Below are 16,952 nucleotides of genomic sequence, written 5' to 3' on the forward strand. Positions count from 1 at the left end.
TCGTGACGCGATATATCATACCGATCTTCATGCCAGGAGCTCAGCATGATGTCTCAAGATCCCTCTTGCCGAAGCGCGACACTGCGTCTCTTCCAAGATGACGTCGGCATACGCGGCATACATTTGCTTCGCCGCTCGCTCGAGGGACATGCCACCGACGCCGGTGCCCAGCGCGGGCGATAGTAATGATCTAATGTGACTAGAAGCCTGGGCCGCGCGCAGGGCGGCGCGGAATGCGAGATATACGTTCACGGTATGGGCGATGTCTTGTGGAATGCGCATCGTTGGAGCGCTGACGAGATAGGGAATATCGGCGTGCTGTGTGGGAATGACGACGGCATTGCCGACGGGTAACTCACCTGCATGCTCTCGGCGCAGAGTTTCCTGCAGCCGGTCTTGAAGATCCCATCCAAAGAATTCCGAATAGGCCAGATCGATGCCGCCATCCATGAAACCAAAGCTGTTTGCCGGACTGAGGATGGCGTCTGCCTTCCTCCTGAGGATGTTGCCCACGTGAATCGCTACGCCCGGTTGCGAGCCGAACTGCCGGGCCCAGGCTTGCGCCATGGTCGGATCGAGAGCGCACAGGTGAATGTCCATCTCAGCTTTTCGGGTCAACGAAAGTGTTCGTGAATTTTTGCACGATCGCATCGGCGCTGGAGCCGGCATGCATCTGAAGCCAGGAGCGTAGCGGCAGTACGAAGCCGGCGATGTCATTCGCTGCTTTACGAACGGCACGATCGAATTGATCGGAGGTAAAGACCAGGGGAGATTCCGATTCCGGCTTGGCGCCCCAGGCGCCGTCCGACCAGACGTAGACCTTGCCTTCCAGGACTTCGACCAGCGGCGCGGGATCGTGACCCGTCCACGGCGGGCCGCCGCCGTAAAGCACGTTCAACCATTCCTTCCAGGTTTCCAAGCCGCAACAGCAGCTCGGCAACACCGTGTGGTCGGCGCCCACGGCGGCAAGTCCGCCCGGCAGTATCTTTGGAAACGTTCGCACGAGTTCCTTAGCAGATTGAGCCGGAGCGCTTTGACCTCTGCCATAGCACGACAGAGTACTAACGACGAGAGCGACTTCACCTTCTGTCGCGGCAGGCGAGAGACGAACGTAAGCCGGCCATGGCTCCGGCGGCAAGCTGAACCACAGGTCCTCCTTCGGCACGGCGATCTCAACGACCGCGTGGATTTCTGCGCCTCGACTGCTCATGTCGGTGTTGTATCATTTCCCGCATCGATGTTCATGACAGGAGAGAGCATGTTCAATCACATCATGATCGGTTCGAACGATATCGAGCGCTCGAAGCGTTTTTACGACGCGGTGCTGGCAACGCTCGGTGCCGGCGAGCCGGTGCGGAATGAGGCGGGGACCGGTCATGTGCGACTCTTCTATCGCCACAATGGCAGCACCTTTTGCATCACCGAGCCCATCAACGACGAAACGGCGACGTTTGCAAACGGCGGCACCATCGGGTTCAAGTGCAACTCGCCGGAGCAAGTACGCGAGTTTCATGACGTGGCGATCGCCCACGGGGGTGTGTCGATCGAAGATCCGCCAGGCCTGCGCAACGGCAGCTTGGGCCCGATGCACCTGGCTTATGTGCGAGATCCCGACGGCAACAAGCTGTGCGCGATCTATCGCGTCAAGCAGTAAGGTCGTCGGTGCTTTGCAAAGTGTGGTGATCTCCGCACGGATGAGCGGGTCGATGAAAAAGAATTGGCGGCGCTCCGCGAGTTCGTTCTACAGCGCGGGGCAGGAGGCCGGGCCGAACAGGGCAAGGATCTTCGGCCAGCCGCTCACATAAAGCGACAGGTCATAGGCAAACATGAGGGCGGCTGCGATCCACAGCGGCACTCGGTTGAACCGTCGCGCAAGCAGGGCGAGGACGGCGCCCGTGAATGCGATCAAGACGCTCGGGCGCAACAGGCCTCCGCCGCCGGACAGAAATAGCAAGACCAGCGGGATTTGCGAGGCGAACATGGCGGCGAAAACGATGCTCAACCATGGTTTCTGATCGCTGCGGAAGTTATCCAACCAAGAGGAAGGCGGCATACTTCGCAAGGCGCGGAAAGCGAACACGAATAGCAAGGGTCCGGTCGCGACCGTCACCAGCTCCCAGCGGGGCAGGTCGCAGCGGATCAAAAGCGTCGGCAGTGAGACCGCCAGGCCGACTAACAGAGCGTCGAGGATCGATAGTCGCTGCCGGGTGAGTTTGAGCGGAATGACGCAAATCAGGGCGGCCAGGAACTGCTGGCACGCCGTCTCTGCGAGGGCGATGACTTTCGCGCTGCCAACGGCGCGCGACAAAGTCACGAAGGTCTCGCTCGACAATATCGGCGCCCACACGACCAATGCGACCACGGACGAGAGCGCGAGTGTGGCGATCGCCAGTGTGTATAGCTTCCGTTCAATCTCAAGATACATTGGGGTGGAACGTTACGCCGGCTTGCGAGGAGTGCGGCTAGTCGAGGCGGACGTTGCCGTTCATCACAGCGATCCGCTTGACGATCGGGCGCGCGGCCAGCGACGGGTTGCGAGTTTTCAATAGCGCCAGATCCCGCGACTCCTGGTCTCGAAACTCAGTGATGTTCTCGAAGCTGCACGCGAAGGACATATAGAACTCACCGATGTACAGGACCTCGCCCGCCGCAATGGAGAATTCGGCCTTCGGCACCTTCTTCGGGCTCACATAGGGGTTGAGCACGGAAGGGTAGAGCTGATAGTTGCCAGGTTGCACCGTGAACGCGCTCAAGCTGCCCTGGTGATCCGGGAAATCGCTCTTCAGAACATACGCATCGACATTGATGCCGACGATGCCGTCCTTGCCATAACGCGCGCCGGCGGGCGCCAGGTTCAGCATCGTAGCGGTCGCGATACATCGATCGGCGGCGCCGGTGGATAGAACGACGATCGCCGATCCGCTGGCCAACGTGGCGGGATCCAGTTTTTCCGGCGCCAGTCGATTGTTCATCGTGCCGCAGCCGGCCACAGTGCAGGCGAGCACAACCACAGCAACCATTTTATTCATGAGGCCTTCCTTGCTGACTCTGAGGTGCATGAGCACGCGTCGGAGCGCAGATTAAGCAAGGCCACGGAAAAATCCAGAACCTGGTCCTCACTTCGGAGGGCGGCGAAGGGCGATTACTTCGGCGCCCGAATCCAATCCAACCGATCGTCCGGTTCTTTCTTCGGCGAAGCTTTCACCCAGTTCGTTTCGTTATTCACATCGCCCTTACCCGTGTACTTCGCATAAGCGGGATACGGGAACAGCGGGCGAGTGCGGATCACGCCTTGCGGGCCGCTTTGAGTGGCGACGACGCGCTCCGGCGCCTGACCTTTCTCCACCCACTTCACCAGCTCAGGCAACAACTCAAACGTATTGGGCGCGTTGCCGCCGCGACAATGAAACATTCCGGGGACCATGAACACGCGAAACCAGTCGCGCACTTTTTCGCCGCCGCCCTGACGTGACGTCACTTGAGCGTAGTAATCGAGCAGCGCCATCGGTGAAACGCCAGCATCGGCCCAGCCGTGATACACAATCAACTTGCCGCCGCGTTGTTCGAATTCACGCAGATCCGGCGCGGTGTGGGGCGCAACGGGATCGTACTTACCCGCCATCTCTTCCGTCTTCTCCGCATCGGTATCGAAGTTAAAGGTGCGATAGTTGTAATCCGCGGGCGGATTCGTCGGGAACGCGAGATAGCGCAAGTAACCTTCCGCGAGCGAGCGGCGGCCGGCGCCACTCCAAGAGAGCTCGCTGCCATAAGGCGTCGCGCCCGGCATCAGCTTCTCGCCCTTGCTGTTGACCGGTCCACTGTAGAGCGCCTTCGCCGCCGCAACTTGTTCGGCAGTCAAACAATCCGGTCCATCGCCGCTCTTGCACTGAATCTTCGCGGGATCGAAGCTGCACGCACGCGGGTCGGTGAGAATGCCGTCGGCGAGGCCGTCGAGCTTGTCACACGATTTCATGACGGCTTTGTTCAGCACATCGAGCTTCGCAGGCGTGAAGACTTCAGAGCCGTCGTCGCGCAGCAGCTTTTGTGCATCCCAGTTGTTGGCGATCGCGCCGAGGCGACCGGGGAAGGCCGGGTCGCCGGCGATGATGCCGTCGAAGTCGGCAGGATAGCGTTGCGCTTCGGTAAGTCCCTCTCGGCCGCCGGTCGAGCATCCGCGAAAATATGAGCGCGCCGGACGCTTGGCGTAGTAACGTTCCGCCAAGGCCTTACCGGCAATGGACATCAAATGCGTGGACCGGCCAGCGAAGTCTTCGCGGAGCGCAGGATCGCTCCCCCAGACTGGATCTTTCACGACCAGCCCGACGTGCCCCATGTTGTGAGCCGCGACGACAAAGTTGTCGGCCAGCGCGTCGGCGCAGTTGTTGATGTTGATGACGCCGCAGAAGCCGCCGCAGCCCACCTGAAAATAACGGCCGTTCCAGCTCTTGCTCGGCAACCGCACCTCGAACTGAATCTGCGGCTGAATGACACCGTTGACGGCGCAATACTCGGCCGTGCCGTCTTTGGCCGGCACCAGCTTTGCCGAAAGCACCGAGAGCGGGGCCTCGAAGGTGTTCTTAAAATCTTCCTCGACCAGCCGTTCGCAGGGAATCGCGCCGCCGATCTGAGCATCGAGCGTCGCGACCGCAGCCGACCCCTGCGACGCGTGCGCGCCACTGGTTGCCGCAAGGAGCGCTACATAGAACAGGAAGTGGGCAGTAAGGACTCTGATGGTGGACTGCACGGGCTTTCCTCTCGACTCGCAGGGTTGAGAATCTTTTGGTCACGGACGGACCGGGCGCAAGGACGGTGCATGAAATGTGCGTCGCCGCACCAACTTTGCGCGCATTCCGACTCGAGCCAGGCTTGAATTATCACCGCCAGGCTCTCTATGATCGTCATACATCATACAAAAATACCATCGTATTATCGGTTCGAATGGTGGTATGCAAGTTGCAGTGCTTGAGAGTTGTGGGTTGTGGGGATGCGCGACGCGGTCGCGTCGCATAACTTTGAGGAGCTTGCATGAGAGTCAGCACTAACCGGCTCGGTGGCCGGGTCGCCGTCCGGATCGGCCACGCCGTCGCGCTGGCGGCGACCGCCGTGGTCACTGTCGCGAACGCGCAGGAGTCGGTCGTCGAGGAGATCGTCGTGACCGCGACCAAGCGCGAAACGACGATGAAGGACACCCCCGCGGCCATTGCGGCTGTCAGCGGCGACGCCATTCGCGAGAACGCCGCGTTCTCGCTGGAAAGTTTCACGCGCATGGATCCGTCCATTCAGGTCAACAACCGCGGCGTGGGCGACAACCAGATCATCGTTCGCGGCATTTCCTCGTCGGGCAAGCCCACGGTCGGCTTGTACTTCGACGAAGCGGTCATCACCGGTCTCGGTCTCGATGGCGGCAGCGACAATCAACCGAACATCCAGCTGCACGACATGCAGCGCATCGAAATCCTCAAAGGTCCGCAGGGCACGCTGTTCGGTGCCGGCTCGATGAGCGGCACGGTGCGGTTCATCACCAACAAGCCGGATCTGGGCAAGCAGTCGTTCTCGTTCAGCGGCGCGGCTGCGAGCGTGAAGGACGGCAATCCCTTCTATCAGGGCGAAGCCGTCGCCAACCTGCCCATCATCGAAGATAAGCTCGGCGCACGCGCGGTCGTGTGGGGCGACACCGGCGGCGGTTACATCGATCAAACGCGCAACGGCGTGACGCATGATGATGTGAACGATCAAACGGTGTGGGGCACGCGCCTGTCACTGGCTTCGCAGATCACCGATCAGCTCAAGGTCACCGTGATGGGGCTGTATCAGGAAAGTCAGGCCGACGGCTCGCAGTACTTCGAGTTCAGCGAAGGTCCCTACAACAACATTTCGCCGACGCAGGAGCCGTTCGAGGACGAGATCAAGCTGTTCAGCGCGGTCGCCGATTACGACGCGGGCTTCGGTGTGTTCACCGGCACGGTGTCGTACATGGACCGCACGCTGGAGTTCTCGCGCGATAGCACGCCGACGGCGCAGCGCTTCAACCTCGGTGTCGATCTCGCGTATCACCAGGCTCAGGACATTTCCAACCTGTCCTCGGAATTCCGCTTCGCGTCGACGTTCGACGCGCCGGTGCAATTCGTGGCCGGCGTTTTCTACGCCGAGCAGGAATCCACTGCGAAGAACGCCGCGCTCGTGGCCGATCCCGCCACCGGCAAGGCACGTTGCGACTTCCATGCGGATTGCGTGTCGTCCGGCTTTGCGCGCGATGACATCAACTCGGCGACGGGCGACGTCAACATCGATCAGTTCGCGGCGTTCTCTGAAGTTTCGTGGGCCTTCACCGACAAGCTCACGGGCACGCTCGGCCTGCGTTACTACATGGCCGATATCACTCAACAGACCGTGACCACTCAGTCGTTGCGTCACCCGGTATTCACGCCGGTGCAGGCGGCGCCCGTGCTCTCGCTCGACGAGGACACCAGCGAAAACGAGACGAGCTACAACTTCGCGCTCTCGTACGCGCTGACCAACGACACCACGTTGTACAGCCGTATCGCATCGGGCTTCCGTCCCGGCGGCGCGAACGATGCGGACGCGGCGGCTCAGCAGGGCGTGATCGCGCCTGCCGAGTACACGTCCGACACGCTGTGGAGCTTCGAGGTCGGTGCGAAGTCGTACTTCGCCGATCGCATGTTCTACACCGAAGTGTCGTTGTATCGGATCAACTGGTCCGATCAGCAGATCTCCGTGACCGATCCGGGCGGCACGTTCGTGTACATCGCCAATGCGGGTAAGAGCTACGTCAACGGCTTTGAATTCCAGTTGAACGGTCAGCCGACCGATCAGCTGTCGTTCAACCTGGGCGCGACCTACACCGACTCGCGTCTGTCCGAAGATCTGCCGTCCACGGCGCAGGTCTCGGGCTTCGATGGCGATCGCGTGCCGTACACGCCGAAATGGTCGTTCGCCGGTCAGTTGACCTACGAAGTGCCGTTCTCGTCGACGTTGACGGGCTACGCGAGCACCAACTTCAACTATCGCGGCGTCTCGTACACCAACTTCAACAACCAGTCGGATGACTATCAGGAGCTGGATAGTTACTTCCTGCTCGGCCTGCGCGCGGGTGTGCGTGTGGACGGTTGGGACGCGGGTGTGTTCGTCGACAACGTGACGGACGAAACACCGGAGATCGGTTTGCGCGTGTCGGGCGACGGCTATCGCGTCTATACGACGCGGCCGCTGACCGCCGGTGTGCGTGTGTCCAAGCAGTTCTGATCGTTATGTGATCACGGCGGCCGCCTCCGAACCGGGGCGGCCGCTTTTTGTTTATCTTTCGAACGCGGCCCTCCATGGTTGAAGTGAAAACCTTTTACAAAGCTTCCTCCGAGCCGGTCTTCATGCGGGGCTGGGTCACCGTCGTGGTGTGCCTGCTCGGCATTTCCACGGGGCCGGCCGCCTTCGGTCTGGCCTCGTTGTTTCTTTTGGGCGGCCCGATCGGCGCGGAGTTCGGGTGGAGTCGCACGGCGATCAGTGCGGCCGTGTCGGTGATGATGTTATGCACGGCGGTGTCGCTGCCGTTCATGGGGCGGCTGGTCGATCGCTTCGGGGTGAAGAGGATCCTGGTGCCGTCGATCATCATCTTCGGCCTGTGTTTCCTGGCGGCGTCGATGATCAGCAGTTACTGGCAGTTCATCGCGCTGTACGTAGCGATGGGCACGATCGCCGTGGGCACGAACAGCGTGCCGTACATGCGTGTGCTCACATCGTGGTTTGATCGACGCCGGGGTCTCGCCATCGGCATCGCTGGCAGCGGCACCGGATTGGGCTTCGGCTATGTGCCACTCATCACGCAAGAGCTGGTATCGCACTATGGCTGGCGCGGCGGCTATTTCGGCCTCGGTCTGATCATGTTGTTGTTCACGCTGCCGATGATTGTGTTTCTTCTGCATGAGAAGCCTCAGTCGCTGGGCTTGCATCCCGACGGTGCGATTTCCGATGCGCCCCCCGAACATCCGGTCGCCACCGGCGATACGCTTGCCGAAGCCATGCGCCGACGTGACTTCTGGAGCTTGATCACAATTTTCTCCGGCCTGGCTTTCGTGCTGTACGGACTGATTCCGCACATGGTGCCGATGCTTCAGGATCGCGGCGTCCCGGCGGGGCTGGCTGCGGGGTTGGCCTCGGCGTTTGGCTGGTCCGCGTTCGGCGGCCGATTGCTCATCGGCTTTCTGGTCGATCGTTTCGACGCGCGACGTATCGCCTTCGTGTTCTTCTCGTTGTCGGCGGTGGGGTTGGGGCTGTTGTCAGCGCCGTTGCCGATCTGGGCGTTTACTGTCGCCGCGATCCTGCTCGGACTGAGCTTGGGCGCTGAAGTGGATATGCTCGCGTATCTCACCAGCCGCTACTTCGGTTTGAAGAACTTCGCGCAGATCTTCGGCGCGATGTTCTCGGCGGTGATGGTGGCGATGAGCTTGAGTCCGCTGGCGTTTGGCTACGTGTTCGACCACACGGGTTCGTACAAGTCGATTCTCGCGCTCGGTGTGCCGCTGTGTGTGCTGGCGATCGTGCTGGTGCTGATGTTGCGACCGTATGGTGAGCGCGCTCGCGGCGGCCCGGTCTCCATCACTTGATGAATAAAAAAAGGCCCGAGGTCTCGCGACCCCGGGCCTAGCCTCATAACCTTCGGCGGATCAGGCCGACTCTTTCGGCCCGCCCTTGTCCGCGATCTGCACGCGGAAACCCGAGCGCAGCTGCGGGAAGTAATCCCAAATCGCCAGGTGCTGCGTGCAGCGGTTGTCCCAGAACGCCACCGAGTGCGGCTCCCAACGGAAGCGCACCTGGAAGTACGCGTTCTCGCAGTGATGGAACAGGAACTGCAGGATCGCCGCGCTCTCCGCGTCCGGCACCTCATTGATGCGCGCAGTGAAGCCCTTGTTCACGAACAGCACTTTGCGGCCCGTCACCGGATGCGTGCGAATGACCGGATGAACCGCGACCGGGAATTTGCCATCGGGATTGAACCGACCAAATGCGAGTTTTCCGTCATGCGTTGCTGTGAGGCCCTCGAGATAGGCCTTCATGCGATCCGACAGCGCCTCGTACGCGGCATACATGCTCGCGAACACAGTGTCGCCGCCCATCGTCGGCAGCGTGTGCAAATAGAGAATGCTGCCCATCGGAGGAATCGTCGCGCACGACATGTCGGTGTGCCATTCCTCGCCGGCGACGTGCTTCGAATTCGCATCCGCCTGCAGCTTGCGCACTTCCGGATGATCCGGCAGGCCCTGCAGCGCATGGATCTGCAGCTCGCCGAAGTACTGACCGACGCGCTTCAACGACGGCGGATCGAGCGCCTGGTTGCGGAAGAAAATCACCTGATGATCGGCGATGGCCGCATTCAGATCGGCGATCTGCTGATCGCTCAGCGGCTTGCTCAGGTCGATGCCGGAGATGACGGCGCCGATGGTCGGCGTCAGCCGGTCGGCGGTAATGGTCTGGTAGCTCTGGCTGGGCGGAACGGCTGGCTTCGGATTGGCGGCCATAGGAATCTCGAAAGGGGACGGTTTATTTACGAAGCAACTTTGCGGTCAGCAGCGGCATCGCGAGCTCGCACGAGGTCGAGCGCAACGTCGGTGATCATGTCTTCCTGGCCGCCGACCATGCGACGCCGGCCGAGCTCGACCAGAATGGTGCGAGTGTCGAGTCCGTACATCGCCGCGGCTTTTTCGGCGTGACGCAGGAATGAGGAATAAACGCCGGCATAACCGAGCGTCAGGGTTTCGCGATCGACGCGCACCGGCCGGTCCTGCAACGGGCGAACCAGGTCTTCCGCAGCGTCCATCAGCTTGAACAGATCGCAGCCATGCTGCCATCCGTAAACGTCGGCGGCGGCGATGAAGACTTCCAGCGGCGCATTGCCCGCGCCCGCGCCCATGCCGGCGAGGCTGGCGTCGACGCGAATCGCGCCGTTCTTCACAGCGAGAATCGAATTGGCGACGCCCAGGCTCAAATTGTGATGCGCGTGAATACCGCGCTGAGTCTCAGGCTTCAGCACGCGATCGTAAGCTTGGAAGCGCGCGGCGGTGTCGTCCATCGTCATCGCGCCACCGGAGTCGGTCACATACACACAATGCGCGCCGTAGCTTTCCATCAACTTCGCTTGCGCGGCGAGCTGCTCGGGCGGACTCATGTGGCTCATCATCAAGAAGCCGGACACATCCATGCCGAGGTTGCGCGCATATTCGATGTGTTGCTGAGAAACATCCGCTTCGGTGCAGTGAGTGGCGATGCGCACCGAGCGCACGCCGAGATCGAACGCGTGACGCAAGTCATGAACGGTGCCGATGCCGGGCAACAGCAGCGTCGTGAGCTTCGTGTGCTTGATGACTTCGGCGACGGCTTCGATCCATTCCCAATCGGTGTGTTTGCCGAAGCCGTAGTTGAAAGAGGAGCCGGCGAGGCCATCGCCATGCGCGACTTCGATGGCATCGACGCGCGCTTCATCCAGCGCTCGCGCAATCTTTTTAACGTGATCGATGCCGTATTGATGACGGATGGCGTGCATGCCATCGCGCAATGTCACATCTTGAATGTAGAGCTTGCTGGTCGGGCTCATGCAGCGATCTCCTCACGGAGATTGAGGGCCACGCGCTCGGCGGTGCGGAGCGCGGCGGACGTCATGATATCGAGATTTCCCGCGTAGGCCGGCAGATAATGCGCGGCGCCTTCCACTTCCAGGAATACGCTGACCTTGAGTCCGACGAACGATTCGTCGACGCCCTCGAACGGCAGCTTGATGCCCGGGCCGACGCGCTCGAATTGCACGCGTTGTTTCAGGCGATATCCGGGAACGTAACTTTGCACTTCCGAGACCATGCTCTGCACGGACGCTTCGATCGCGCTTTCGTCGGCGAGCGCGGTGAGGCAATACACCGTATCGCGCATCACCAGCGGAGGCTCGGCGGGGTTCAGCACGATAATGGCCTTACCGTGCCGCGCCCCGCCTACCTGTTCGATAGCTCGTGCCGTGGTCTCAGTAAACTCGTCAATGTTTGCTCGCGTGCCGGGGCCGGCGGATTTGCTGGCGATGGACGCGACAATCTCCGCGTATAACACCGGTGCGACTTTGCCGACCGCGGCGACGATGGGAATGGTCGCCTGACCGCCGCAAGTCACCATGTTCAGATTCGCCGCGCCGAGATGCTGATCGCCGTTGACCGGCGGAATAACGAACGGACCGACCGCGGCCGGGGTCAGATCGATCAGCGTCTTGCCGTGCGCGCGTAACACCTCGTCGTGATGTTTGTGTGCGCCGGCGGAGGTGGCGTCGAATACCAGGCGCACATCTTTGAATTCCGGCATGGTCAGGAATCCGTCGATGCCCTGCGAGGTGGTCGCGACGCCGAGCCGCTTGGCCCGCGCCAGACCCTCGGACTGAGGATCGACGCCAACCATCGCGGCCATCCGCAAGGTGCGGCTGGTGCGCAGGATCTTGATCATCAGGTCCGTGCCGATGTTGCCGGAGCCGATGATCGCTACGGGGACGCGGGCTGTCGTGTCCATGGCCTGTAGTGACGGGTGATGGGTGCCATTAAGGTAGTATGATCATACAATATTATCAAATACCGCCTGATGGACGGCGGTCATGAGGCTCGCGATGCGACGTAATGTGCGGCTCGGCATGATCGGGTTCGGCGCCATGGGGCGCGAGGTCCTGACTGGCCTCGAGAAACTGGGCGAGACCGACAATCTGCAGGCGGTGCTGGTCCGGCCCGGTCGCGAGGCTCCGAAGGCGGTTCATGATGTCGAAGCGTTGATCGCCGCGCGACCTCAGGTCGTCATGGAATGCGCCGGCCATTCGGCGGTGAAGGAATTCGCGGCGCCGCTGCTGCGCGCAGGGGTCGATGTGATTATTTCGTCGGTCGGCGCGCTCGCGGATGACCAGGTCAGAAACGAATTGCTCACCGCGGAACGCGGTGGCGGGCGGGCGCTGCTGCCGGCAGGCGCGATCGCCGGTCTCGATGGGTTATTGGCCGCGAGGCTCGCCGGTTTGGATGAAGTGACCTACACATCCTTCAAGCCGCCGCATGCGTGGCGCGGGACGTCGGCTGAGCAGGTACTTGACTTAAACCATTCCGAAGCGGAGCGCGAATTCTTCGCGGGCTCGGCGCGCGAGGCGGCTCTGGCGTATCCGAAGAACGTCAATGTCGGTGTAGCTATCGCCTTGGTGGGCTTGGGAATGGATGCGACGCGTGTGCGGCTGGTGTCGTCGCGCAACGTGACCGACCCGCTCGGCCGCATCGAGGCGAGCGGCGCGTTCGGTTACTTCCGTTTCGATATTTTCGCGCGTGCAGCGATGGATAATCCGAAAACTTCGGCGCTGACCGCGTACAGTATCGTGCAATGTGCGCGCCTCGGCGGCGCCTTGCCGATTGCCGGTTTGTGCTCGCCAACGACGCCAGCATCCCTTTGATTTTGCCGCCGCTTCTGCGCGCGTCAGTAAGCTCGAGGAAGGACCTTGGAATACCAGGATCTAAGAATTGTTGAAAATCCGACGCTGGTGCGGGAGCACGCGCTGGACAAGCTGCGTAATGCGATCAGCCGAGGCTTGTATCCGCCGGGCATGAGGTTGGTGGAGCGCGAGCTGTGCGAGGCGCTGGGTGTCAGCCGCACGTCGGTGCGCGAGGCTTTGCGTCAGCTGCAGGCGGAGAACCTGATCGAAGTCGGCAAGCGTCGGAATATCACTGTCGCGATCGTTTCGGCGAAGGACGCGGAAGACATTTATCTCATGCGAGAGATGCTGGAGACGCTGGCAGTGAAGCGTTTCGTGGCGCTGGCCGATGATAATGCGGTGAAGAAGCTGGCGCGCATCCACAAGGATTTGCGCAAGGTGCTGAACAAGGGCGATGTGCGCGAGCTGGCCATCATGGCGGGCGAGTTCTACGAGACCATTCTCAACGGCTCGGGAAGCAAGGTGATTGCCGACATGGCGCGTCAGTTGCTGACGCGAGTGAACTATCTGCGCATGCGCTCGATGGCCGAGCCACACCGTCTCGAAGACGGCATGCACGAGTGGGACACCTTGATGGAAGCCATCAACGCTCGCGATCCGGAAGCCGCGGCGAAAGCCATGGGGTCGCATTTGGCGAATGCTCGCAAGGCGATTGTTGCGAAGCTCAAGCACGAAGAAGAGCAGGCCGCTGCCGCTGTGCCCGAGCGGGCCACCGCCGCTCGTCGCTCCGGCTGACGCCGGGCCGAGGGGCGGTAGCCCCGATAACCCTGGATGGGCGGGTGGACTCCTAATTGTGTGATTCTATGTTTGTCATACAAAGTCTGCCCCGCTACACTCTCCGCCATAGCCAGCGGAAGTTCGATCTATGGGCACAGCGCGGGATAGAGAGCGGGTCATCATTGCCGGTGCAGGGCCGATCGGCGCTGTCCTGGCTTACGCGCTGAGGCAGCGAGACATCCCTGTTCTCTTAATCGAGGCCCTGCCCGCGCCGGAAATCGATTGCCGCGCAGCCTCGTGCCATCCGCCGACCGTCGCGATGCTGGAGGAGCTCGGGCTGCTGGAAGACGGTCTCGAGCAAGGCCTCGTCTCCCCCGTATTCAACTATCTAGATCGCGTGACCGGCCAACTCGTCGGTCGCTTCGACATCGAAGCGATGCGCGATCGTCCCAAGCATCCCTACGTTCTGCAGTGGGAGCAGTACAAAATCGTCGGCACCGTACTCAAGCGTCTAGCAGACGACGCCGGCGCCGAGATCCGCATGTCGACCCGCGTCGTCGCAATCGCGCAGGACGCAGATAAAGTCGAAGTCACTGTGACATTGCCCGACGGCAGTAACGAAATCCTCAGCGGCCGCTATCTCGTCGGTTGCGACGGCGGAAGAAGCACCATCCGCAAGCTGGCCGACATCGAATTCGATGGCTTCACCTGGCCGGAACGTTTCCTAAAAATCGACACCCGCTTCGATTTCTTCGGGTTGCGCCCCGAGCTGAGCAACCGCAATTATTTCTCCGATCCCGACGAGTGGTTGAACCTTTTCAAGGCGCGCGGCGCCAGCGGCGAAGGGATGTGGCGCGCTGTGAGCCCCACGCTCCCGGAGCAAACCGATGACGAGCTGTTATCACCGGACGCCGTCGAAGCGCGTCTGCAGAAGTTTTGTCCCAAACCCGGCCGCTATGAAATCGCGACGATCGCGCTATACAAAGTGCACCAGCGTGTGGCTGCGACGTTCAATCGTGGTCGCGTGCTACTCGCGGGCGACTCGGCGCATGTGAATAATCCGGTCGGCGGTATGGGCATGAACGGCGGTATTCACGACGCTATCAATCTCGCCGATAAACTGAAGGCGATCTGGTTCGAAGGCGCCGACCCGCAGCCGCTGCTGGATCGTTACACTCGGCAGCGTCGTAAGGCGCAGGTCGATTACGTGCAGGCGCAGAGCATTCAGAACAAGCAGACGCTCGGCGAAAAAGATCCGGTCGAGCGGGCGAAGAAGCTGGATGGCATTCGACGTCAGTCGGCCGATCCCGAGTTGCACGATGCATTCATTCGTCGCGCCTGTCTGATCGATAGCCTGCGCGATGCGAACGCCACTCTGTAGAGGTTTCCGCCATGTCCGTTGCACGTCATTCGCGTCCGCCCGAACTGGTCGGGGCCTCGCTCGAGCAAATCATGGATCGTTACGTCGCGCGCTTCGCCGATCGCGTGCCGGACTGGAATGCGTTCTCGGATGCAAACATCGACGGCTACCGACGCGCGCAGCATCGCTTCGTCGGCGCGGGCGCGTCGGGTAAGCACGATGACAGCACCATCGTGCCGGCCGGTAACTTCACGCTGTCGATCATGCTGGTGCCGCCGGGGCAGGGCAACGCGCCGCATACGCATGAAGTCGAAGAGATCTTTTTCGTGCTTCAAGGGCGCTGTGTCGTGTTCATCGAAGAGGAAGACGGCCGGCGCTTGAGCAAGGAGCTGGGCCAGTGGGAAATGATTTCCTGTCCGCCGGGCGTCATTCATGGCTATGTGAATGAAACCAACGAGCCGGTGTATCTGCAGGTCATGCTCGGTCGCGGCCGGCCCGAGACCGCGGGCTTCGCCGATCAGAAACTGTTCGAGAACAAGAACGCGCATCTGACGCGCTAACCGATGTTCACGACTCGCCCGGAGATTCGCGGCACCTACGGCGTCGTTGCGTCGACGCATTGGATCGCGTCGGGCGTCGGCATGGCGATGCTCGAGCGCGGCGGTAACGCCTTCGATGCGGCCGTCGCCATCGGCTTCGTGTTGCAAATCGTCGAGCCTCACTTGTGCGGGCCCGCCGGTGAAGTGCCGATCATTTTCCGCTCGGCGCGCGACACCAAGCCTATCGTGCTGTGTGGTCAGGGCGTGGCGCCCGCCGCTGCGACCATTGAGCATATGCGCTCGATGAATCTCGACATGGTACCGGGCTCGGGATTGATTGCCGCGGTCGTGCCGGGTTCGTTCGATGCGTGGATGACGCTGCTTCGAGATCACGGCAGCATGCGGCTCGCCGAGGTCATGGAGCCGGCGATTCATTACGCCGAAGCGGGGCATCCATTGTTGCCCGGCGTGTCGCGGGCGATTGCGGATGTCGCCGATGCATTCCGAAAGGAATGGCCAACGTCCGCGCCAGTCTGGTTGCCGAACAACGAAGTGCCAACGGCACATCAGCTCTTTCGCAATCCGACGCTCGCCGCGACCTGGCGAAAGATTCTCAGTGCAGCGGGTGATGGCACGCGCGAGCAACAGATCGAGCGCGCCCGGGCGGCGTGGTCGAGTGGGTTTGTCGCGGAGGCTATCGATCGTTTCTGTCGCACGCAGGAACTGATGGATGCGAGCGGTGAGCGCCACAAAGGCTTGCTCACGGGCGACGACATGGCGAAGTGGCAAGCCACTTACGAATCGCCGCAAGCGCTCCGTTATCGCGACTGGACCTTTCACAAGACCGGGCCTTGGGGGCAGGGGCCGGTGTTGTTGCAAGCATTGTCGCTGCTCGCCGGATATGACTTGTCGAAGCTGCCGGCATCGGAGCCGGAGTTCGTGCACGTCGTGCTCGAGTCGCTCAAGCTCGCGTTCGCGGATCGCGAGGCGTACTACGGCGATCCGAATTTCACTCAGGTTCCGCTCGACGCTTTGTTGAGCGAGAGCTACGCGGCCGAGCGTCGCAAGCTGATCGGCGACAGCGCCTCGCAGGAGTTGCGCCCTGGCGTGCTGCCTGGCTTCGAGGCGCAGGTCGCCAAGAGTCTGAGCCTGGTTCGTATCGCCAAGAACGAAAGCGCGGGTCTCGGCGTGGGCGAGCCGACGATGATGCATTTGAAGCCGACGCTGAAGCCCGGCGACACGGTGCACTTCGATGTGATCGATCGCTTCGGCAACATGGTCTCCGCCACGCCGTCGGGCGGCTGGCCGCAATCGTCGCCGACCCTTCCGGAGCTGGGATTTGCGTTGAATACACGCGCGCAGATGTTCTGGTTGGAGCCTGGCTTGCCCGGCAGCCTCGAACCCGGCAAACGGCCGCGCACGACGCTCACACCGACGCTGGCGACGCGCGATGATGGGTTGTCGTTGATCTGCGGCACGCCCGGGGGCGATCAGCAGGATCAGTGGCAGTTGATCCTGTTACTGCGTTACATCCATCACGGGCTCGATCTGCAGCAGGCTATAGATGCGCCGCTATTCCACAGCGTGCACTTCCCGGCGTCGTTCTATCCGCGCGAGGCGCTGTTAGGAACGGCGGTGATCGAAGAGAGCTACGGCGAGAAAGTGATCGCCGAGCTGAAGCGCCGAGGTCACAAAGTGAAAGTCGCGCCGGAGTGGTCGGCGGGTCGACTCACCGCGGCTTCGCGCGGAACGGATGGAATATTAAGAGCTGCGGCCACGCCACGTTTGATGCAAGCGTACGCAGTCGGAAGATAGGCGAAGCTTCTCGCCGCCGCCG

At 61.5% G+C, this 16,952-nt stretch carries 16 protein-coding genes; 8 read left to right on the top strand and 8 right to left on the bottom strand.

What is annotated here, in order from left to right; all coding sequences use genetic code 11:
- Positions 1 to 27: 27 nt before the first annotated feature.
- Positions 28 to 600 carry a macro domain-containing protein gene (locus ACFPN2_RS15640; RefSeq protein WP_380598077.1) on the bottom strand — a complete coding sequence of 191 codons (573 nt, stop codon included), beginning with the start codon at positions 598 to 600 and terminating at the stop codon, positions 28 to 30.
- 1 nt (position 601) lies between these two features.
- Positions 602 to 1,003: a hypothetical protein gene (locus tag ACFPN2_RS15645; RefSeq protein WP_380598079.1), complete on the bottom strand. Its 402-nt coding sequence runs from the start codon at positions 1,001 to 1,003 to the stop codon at positions 602 to 604.
- A gap of 255 nt (positions 1,004 to 1,258) precedes the next feature.
- Between ACFPN2_RS15645 and ACFPN2_RS15650 the strand changes: the two genes are divergently transcribed.
- Positions 1,259 to 1,654: a VOC family protein gene (locus tag ACFPN2_RS15650; RefSeq protein ID WP_380598081.1), complete on the top strand. Its 396-nt coding sequence runs from the start codon at positions 1,259 to 1,261 to the stop codon at positions 1,652 to 1,654.
- Positions 1,655 to 1,741: 87 nt separating this feature from the next.
- Here the strand turns inward: ACFPN2_RS15650 and ACFPN2_RS15655 are convergent, their stop codons facing one another.
- From ACFPN2_RS15655 to ACFPN2_RS15665, 3 genes are all read right to left on the bottom strand, one after another.
- Positions 1,742 to 2,425 carry a hypothetical protein gene (locus tag ACFPN2_RS15655; protein WP_380598083.1) on the bottom strand — a complete coding sequence of 228 codons (684 nt, stop codon included), beginning with the start codon at positions 2,423 to 2,425 and terminating at the stop codon, positions 1,742 to 1,744.
- A gap of 37 nt (positions 2,426 to 2,462) precedes the next feature.
- Positions 2,463 to 3,029, bottom strand: coding sequence for a hypothetical protein (locus ACFPN2_RS15660; protein ID WP_380598085.1), 567 nt, complete (start codon positions 3,027 to 3,029; stop codon positions 2,463 to 2,465).
- A gap of 113 nt (positions 3,030 to 3,142) precedes the next feature.
- Positions 3,143 to 4,744 (bottom strand): tannase/feruloyl esterase family alpha/beta hydrolase, encoded by a 1,602-nt coding sequence (locus ACFPN2_RS15665; RefSeq protein WP_380598087.1) that lies wholly within the window; start codon positions 4,742 to 4,744, stop codon positions 3,143 to 3,145.
- 281 nt (positions 4,745 to 5,025) lie between these two features.
- Here ACFPN2_RS15665 and ACFPN2_RS15670 point away from each other — a divergent pair, with 281 nt between their 5' ends.
- Positions 5,026 to 7,263, top strand: coding sequence for a TonB-dependent receptor (locus ACFPN2_RS15670; protein WP_380598089.1), 2,238 nt, complete (start codon positions 5,026 to 5,028; stop codon positions 7,261 to 7,263).
- A gap of 74 nt (positions 7,264 to 7,337) precedes the next feature.
- Positions 7,338 to 8,618: an MFS transporter gene (locus tag ACFPN2_RS15675; RefSeq protein WP_380598090.1), complete on the top strand. Its 1,281-nt coding sequence runs from the start codon at positions 7,338 to 7,340 to the stop codon at positions 8,616 to 8,618.
- A gap of 60 nt (positions 8,619 to 8,678) precedes the next feature.
- Here the strand turns inward: ACFPN2_RS15675 and ACFPN2_RS15680 are convergent, their stop codons facing one another.
- From ACFPN2_RS15680 to ACFPN2_RS15690, 3 genes are read right to left on the bottom strand one after another with little or no spacing between them, the layout of a single operon-like run.
- Positions 8,679 to 9,530, bottom strand: a complete 852-nt coding sequence (locus tag ACFPN2_RS15680; protein WP_380598092.1) for a TauD/TfdA dioxygenase family protein — start codon at positions 9,528 to 9,530, stop codon at positions 8,679 to 8,681.
- Positions 9,531 to 9,556: 26 nt separating this feature from the next.
- Positions 9,557 to 10,603: a 4-hydroxy-2-oxovalerate aldolase gene (dmpG, locus tag ACFPN2_RS15685; protein WP_380598094.1), complete on the bottom strand. Its 1,047-nt coding sequence runs from the start codon at positions 10,601 to 10,603 to the stop codon at positions 9,557 to 9,559.
- Positions 10,600 to 11,550 carry an acetaldehyde dehydrogenase (acetylating) gene (locus ACFPN2_RS15690; RefSeq protein WP_380598096.1) on the bottom strand — a complete coding sequence of 317 codons (951 nt, stop codon included), beginning with the start codon at positions 11,548 to 11,550 and terminating at the stop codon, positions 10,600 to 10,602. Before ACFPN2_RS15690 ends, dmpG begins: the two co-directional genes overlap by 4 nt.
- A 94-nt stretch (positions 11,551 to 11,644) precedes the next feature.
- On the opposite strand from ACFPN2_RS15690, the gene ACFPN2_RS15695 reads away from it, so the two are divergent.
- The 5 genes from ACFPN2_RS15695 to ACFPN2_RS15715 all read left to right on the top strand — a co-directional run bounded on the left by ACFPN2_RS15695 (position 11,645) and on the right by ACFPN2_RS15715 (position 16,930).
- Positions 11,645 to 12,460, top strand: coding sequence for an aspartate dehydrogenase (locus tag ACFPN2_RS15695; protein WP_380598098.1), 816 nt, complete (start codon positions 11,645 to 11,647; stop codon positions 12,458 to 12,460).
- Positions 12,461 to 12,505: 45 nt separating this feature from the next.
- Entirely contained in the window at positions 12,506 to 13,234 is a 729-nt protein-coding gene (locus ACFPN2_RS15700; protein ID WP_380598100.1) for a GntR family transcriptional regulator, read from the top strand.
- 130 nt (positions 13,235 to 13,364) lie between these two features.
- Complete coding sequence (locus tag ACFPN2_RS15705) at positions 13,365 to 14,597, top strand: FAD-dependent oxidoreductase (RefSeq protein WP_380598102.1); 1,233 nt, start codon at positions 13,365 to 13,367, stop codon at positions 14,595 to 14,597.
- Positions 14,598 to 14,608: 11 nt separating this feature from the next.
- Positions 14,609 to 15,136, top strand: a complete 528-nt coding sequence (locus tag ACFPN2_RS15710) for a cupin domain-containing protein (RefSeq protein ID WP_380598104.1) — start codon at positions 14,609 to 14,611, stop codon at positions 15,134 to 15,136.
- Positions 15,137 to 15,139: 3 nt separating this feature from the next.
- Entirely contained in the window at positions 15,140 to 16,930 is a 1,791-nt protein-coding gene (locus ACFPN2_RS15715; RefSeq protein ID WP_380598106.1) for a gamma-glutamyltransferase family protein, read from the top strand.
- The last annotated feature ends 22 nt before the right edge of the window (positions 16,931 to 16,952 follow it).

This window comes from Steroidobacter flavus (assembly GCF_042651805.1).
Classification (GTDB): domain Bacteria; phylum Pseudomonadota; class Gammaproteobacteria; order Steroidobacterales; family Steroidobacteraceae; genus Steroidobacter; species Steroidobacter flavus.

Coding starts and splice junctions, on each gene's coding strand:
- dmpG (WP_380598094.1), bottom strand. CDS start 10,603: ATGAGCCCGACCAGCAAGCTCTACATTCAAGATGTGACATTGCGCGAT.
- ACFPN2_RS15715 (WP_380598106.1), top strand. CDS start 15,140: ATGTTCACGACTCGCCCGGAGATTCGCGGCACCTACGGCGTCGTTGCG.
- ACFPN2_RS15670 (WP_380598089.1), top strand. CDS start 5,026: ATGAGAGTCAGCACTAACCGGCTCGGTGGCCGGGTCGCCGTCCGGATC.
- ACFPN2_RS15695 (WP_380598098.1), top strand. CDS start 11,645: ATGCGACGTAATGTGCGGCTCGGCATGATCGGGTTCGGCGCCATGGGG.
- ACFPN2_RS15690 (WP_380598096.1), bottom strand. CDS start 11,550: ATGGACACGACAGCCCGCGTCCCCGTAGCGATCATCGGCTCCGGCAAC.
- ACFPN2_RS15650 (WP_380598081.1), top strand. CDS start 1,259: ATGTTCAATCACATCATGATCGGTTCGAACGATATCGAGCGCTCGAAG.
- ACFPN2_RS15655 (WP_380598083.1), bottom strand. CDS start 2,425: ATGTATCTTGAGATTGAACGGAAGCTATACACACTGGCGATCGCCACA.
- ACFPN2_RS15640 (WP_380598077.1), bottom strand. CDS start 600: ATGGACATTCACCTGTGCGCTCTCGATCCGACCATGGCGCAAGCCTGG.
- ACFPN2_RS15660 (WP_380598085.1), bottom strand. CDS start 3,029: ATGAATAAAATGGTTGCTGTGGTTGTGCTCGCCTGCACTGTGGCCGGC.
- ACFPN2_RS15680 (WP_380598092.1), bottom strand. CDS start 9,530: ATGGCCGCCAATCCGAAGCCAGCCGTTCCGCCCAGCCAGAGCTACCAG.
- ACFPN2_RS15710 (WP_380598104.1), top strand. CDS start 14,609: ATGTCCGTTGCACGTCATTCGCGTCCGCCCGAACTGGTCGGGGCCTCG.
- ACFPN2_RS15705 (WP_380598102.1), top strand. CDS start 13,365: ATGGGCACAGCGCGGGATAGAGAGCGGGTCATCATTGCCGGTGCAGGG.
- ACFPN2_RS15675 (WP_380598090.1), top strand. CDS start 7,338: ATGGTTGAAGTGAAAACCTTTTACAAAGCTTCCTCCGAGCCGGTCTTC.